The sequence below is a fragment of the Candidatus Ruminimicrobium bovinum genome (assembly GCF_902760015.1).
Taxonomy (GTDB): domain Bacteria; phylum Elusimicrobiota; class Endomicrobiia; order Endomicrobiales; family Endomicrobiaceae; genus Ruminimicrobium; species Ruminimicrobium bovinum.
Genome location: NZ_CACWEU010000109.1, coordinates 1 through 3687 on the forward strand (window position 1 = coordinate 1; position 3687 = coordinate 3687).

At 36.3% G+C, this 3687-nt stretch carries 6 protein-coding genes and 1 pseudogene; all 7 read left to right on the forward strand.

What is annotated here, in order from left to right; all coding sequences use genetic code 11:
- A pseudogene (gene tuf, locus ACMUOV_RS03930) lies at nucleotides 1-127 on the forward strand (elongation factor Tu); the annotation flags it as partial.
- A gap of 23 nt (nucleotides 128-150) precedes the next feature.
- On the forward strand, nucleotides 151-474 hold the full coding sequence (gene rpsJ / locus ACMUOV_RS03935; protein WP_413853812.1) for a 30S ribosomal protein S10: 324 nt from the start codon (nucleotides 151-153) through the stop codon (nucleotides 472-474).
- Nucleotides 475-706: 232 nt separating this feature from the next.
- Nucleotides 707-1390 carry a 50S ribosomal protein L3 gene (rplC, locus tag ACMUOV_RS03940; protein ID WP_413853813.1) on the forward strand — a complete coding sequence of 228 codons (684 nt, stop codon included), beginning with the start codon at nucleotides 707-709 and terminating at the stop codon, nucleotides 1388-1390.
- A gap of 17 nt (nucleotides 1391-1407) precedes the next feature.
- Complete coding sequence (gene rplD, locus ACMUOV_RS03945; protein ID WP_413853814.1) at nucleotides 1408-2028, forward strand: 50S ribosomal protein L4; 621 nt, start codon at nucleotides 1408-1410, stop codon at nucleotides 2026-2028.
- Between the two features lie 12 nt (nucleotides 2029-2040).
- On the forward strand, nucleotides 2041-2325 hold the full coding sequence (rplW, locus tag ACMUOV_RS03950; RefSeq protein ID WP_413853815.1) for a 50S ribosomal protein L23: 285 nt from the start codon (nucleotides 2041-2043) through the stop codon (nucleotides 2323-2325).
- Nucleotides 2326-2394: 69 nt separating this feature from the next.
- A complete protein-coding gene (gene rplB, locus ACMUOV_RS03955) occupies nucleotides 2395-3228 on the forward strand; it encodes a 50S ribosomal protein L2 (RefSeq protein WP_413853816.1) in 834 nt (277 codons plus the stop codon).
- A gap of 31 nt (nucleotides 3229-3259) precedes the next feature.
- A complete protein-coding gene (rpsS, locus tag ACMUOV_RS03960; RefSeq protein WP_413853817.1) occupies nucleotides 3260-3544 on the forward strand; it encodes a 30S ribosomal protein S19 in 285 nt (94 codons plus the stop codon).
- The last annotated feature ends 143 nt before the right edge of the window (nucleotides 3545-3687 follow it).

The following is a 3687-nucleotide window of genomic DNA, read 5'->3' on the forward strand; positions in this document are numbered from 1 at the left end:
GGGAGACAATGTAGAGATGGATGTGGAATTGATAATGCCGGTAGCAATGGATGAACAATTAAGGTTTGCAATAAGAGAAGGCGGAAGAACAGTAGGTTCCGGCGTTGTTACAAAAATTGTTGAATAATAAATAATTGATAGGAAAAAAATATGCCAAACGAAAAAAGTCAAACACAAAGATTGAGAATAAAACTTCGTTCTTACGATTGTAAAATGTTGGATGATTCTTTAAAGAAAATCATTGAAACAGCAAGGAGAACAGGTGCAGCAATAACGGGTCCTATTTTATTACCTACAAACGTAAAAAAATATACCGTTAACAGATCTGTTCATACCGATAAAAAATCGAGAGAACAATTTGAATTGAGAGTTCACAAAAGATTGGTTGATATCTGTGAGTCTTCCGGTTCAACGGTGGAAGAACTTATGAAATTGGATCTTCCTGCCGGAGTAGATATTGAAATAAAAATGTAATTTTGCTTTAGCAAAAATTACATTGGCTGAGAGTTTAGAGCTTAGAGCTGAGAGTTTATTTAATTTGTTATTGCGGGCTGTGTCCGCAATCTGTTGAGAATTAATCAGAAGGATACTGAAAACATCTCAGCTACTCAGCTGAGGGAACGAAGTTCCCGGCTCAGCTAAGGAAATGCATAGCATTTTCTGACTCAGCTAAAAATAAACTAAATTAATAAAGTAGAGAGAAAATATGTTAAAGTCAATAATTGGTTCAAAAGTAGGAATGACACAGGTTTTTGATGAAAAAGGCAAACTTGTGCCGGTTACCGTAATAGAAGCTGGTCCTTGTGTTGTTACGGCAATCAAAACCGTTGATAATGACGGTTATAATGCTGTTCAGTTGGGTTTTGGTGATACCGAAGAAAAGAAACTTACCAAAGCGGAACTCGGGCATTTAAAGAAAAATAATATAGCCCCTAAAAAAGTTTTAAAAGAAATACGGCTTGATGACCTTACAGGTATAGAAATCGGTAAAGAAATAAAAGCCGATATTTTTAAAGCCGGGGATTATGTTGATGTTTGCGGTATTTCCAAAGGTAAAGGATTTGCCGGTGTTATAAAAAGACACAACTTTGGAAGACAATCGGAAACAAGAGGAGCATCCGACAGAACAAGAGCAAGAGGTTCTTCGGGCGGACAAGGTCCTCAAAGAGTATTAAAAGGCATGAGAATGTCTGGACATTTGGGACAAGAATATGTTACAATACAAAAATTACTTGTCGTAAGTGTTGATGCGGAAAAAAATGTTCTTCTTTTAAGAGGGGCCGTTCCTTCCGTAAAGAAGGGAATACTTGTTATTAATAATACGGTAAAAAAAGTTCCCGTTCCCGTAGTTGAAGCTAAGAAGGAAGAAAAGAAGAAAGGAAAAAAATAAAATAGGACAAGAAGATAATGGATACAATAGTCTATAATGTTGAAGGAAAAGAAAAAGGCAGATACGAACTTCCGGGTTTTTTTAATACGGAAGTTAAAACAGCACTTCTGCACGAAGTAACAACAGGTTACCTCGCAAATTTAAGAAGCGGAACACATGCGACAAAAACAAGAGGAGAGGTTTCTTTTTCAGGTGCAAAACCTTGGAAACAGAAAGGAACCGGTAATGCAAGAGCAGGACAAAAAAATTCGCCTCTTTGGAGAAAGGGCGGTATTGTTTTCGGACCTCAACCCAGAGATTATTATCAAAAAATGTCCAAACAAAAAAGAAAAATTGCTTTGAATATGGCATATTCGGCTTTGGCACAAGATAATAATTTGGTTTTGGTTGATTTGATAAAAATCGATGAAGCTAAAACAAAAAAAGTTGTTGAGCTTTTAAAAAATTTAAAAGTTGACGGACGAAAAGTTATAATAGCATTACCTAAAAAAGACGATAATATAAAAATAGCTGCTAAAAATATAAAAAATGTAGTTGTAGAATACATTAAAAATCTTAATGCTTATCAGGTTTTGTGGGCAGATAAAATTGTTACAACCCCTGAAGCAATTGACAGCATAAAAGAAAAGCAAGCTTAAGAGAGAAAAACAATGAATATAAGAAATATTATTAAAAAACCACTTGTTACCGAAAAGTCGTCAGTATTAAAAGATAAAGAAAACAAGTATACTTTTGTTGTAGATAAAGATGCAAATAAACATCAAATTAAACAAGCTGTTGAAACGATGTTTAATGTTAAAGTAGTTGATGTTCATACCGCAAATTATGCAGGTAAAGCAAAAAGAATGGGCAGAAGCGAAGGTTTTAAAAGCGATTGGAAAAAGGCAATAATAAAATTAAAAGAAGGACAAGAAATAACGGTCGAAGAAGCTTAAACGGAAAGTAGCTTTTAAGAAGTAACTATGGGTGTTATGTTTGGCGCCCGATAAATTAGGAAGTCAGTTATGCCAATTAAAACATTTAAACCGTATACACCGGTAAGAAGGTTTATTACGGTAGAAGATTTTTCTGAAATTACGACAAATAAACCTGAAAAATCGTTAATTATGCCGGCAAAAAAAACCGGCGGAAGAAATAATACGGGTCAGGTGATGGTTAGGTTCAGAGGCGGGGAACATAAAAGATATTACAGAATAATAGATTTTAAAAGAAATAAAATTGATGTTTCCGCAAAGGTTGTTTCAATAGAATACGACCCGAACCGTTCTTGCAGAATTGCTTTGTTGCAATATGCCGACGGAGAAAAAAGATACATAATACAGCCTAAGGGTTTAAAGGTTGGGGATGAAGTTATGTCCGGTCCGAATGCCGAGATAAAAGACGGTAATGCTCTTCCTTTATCAAGTATTCCCGTAGGTACGTTTATACATAACTTGGAACTGGTTCCCGGTAAAGGCGGACAACTTGTCCGTGCAGCAGGATCTTCCGCGCAGTTACTCGCAAAAGAAGATGAGTATGCACATGTAAGAATGCCTTCCGGTGAAATAAGATTAGTTTTAGTTAGGTGTTATGCGACGGTGGGGCAAGTCGGAAATATTGACCATGAAAATATGTCAATAGGTTCGGCCGGCAGACATCGTCATTTTGGAAAGAAACCTCATGTGCGCGGAACTGCCATGAACGCGGTTGACCATCCTCACGGTGGCGGAAGAGGAAGGTCTAAAGGTGATAACCAACCGAGAAGTCCGTGGAATCAGCCGGCAAAGGGTTTCAAAACGAGAGCTAAAAAAGTCTCGGATTGGATGATTGTAAGTCACAGAAATAAAGCGAAAAAATAATTTTTAGGACAGCCAAGTCGGAGGAGACTCAATGAGCAGGTCAGTAAAAAAAGGTCCTTATGTAGATGCAAAATTATTGAAGAAAATACAAAAATTCAATGAAACGGGCGACAAAAAAATAGTAAAAACTTGGGCAAGAGCCAGTGTTATTACTCCGGATTTTGTCGGTCATACATTGGCAATACATAACGGCAAAAAGTTTTTACCGGTATTTATATCGGAACAGATGGTCGGGCATAAGCTCGGTGAATTTGCTCCTACCAGAATTTTTAAAGGTCACGGTGGGATGACAAAGCAGGAAACATCATTAACATAATGATGAGTTTGAAAAACAGAGACGAATAAAAAAAGGCAAAGGACAAAAAAGATGGAAGCAAAAGATATAGCAAGATTTGTAAGATATGCTCCTAGAAAAGTTAATCAGGTTTTGACTGTTATAAGAAATCAAAGAGTTGATAA

Coding starts and splice junctions, on each gene's coding strand:
- rplB (WP_413853816.1), top strand. CDS start 2,395: ATGCCAATTAAAACATTTAAACCGTATACACCGGTAAGAAGGTTTATT.
- rplD (WP_413853814.1), top strand. CDS start 1,408: ATGGATACAATAGTCTATAATGTTGAAGGAAAAGAAAAAGGCAGATAC.
- rpsS (WP_413853817.1), top strand. CDS start 3,260: ATGAGCAGGTCAGTAAAAAAAGGTCCTTATGTAGATGCAAAATTATTG.
- rpsJ (WP_413853812.1), top strand. CDS start 151: ATGCCAAACGAAAAAAGTCAAACACAAAGATTGAGAATAAAACTTCGT.
- rplW (WP_413853815.1), top strand. CDS start 2,041: ATGAATATAAGAAATATTATTAAAAAACCACTTGTTACCGAAAAGTCG.
- rplC (WP_413853813.1), top strand. CDS start 707: ATGTTAAAGTCAATAATTGGTTCAAAAGTAGGAATGACACAGGTTTTT.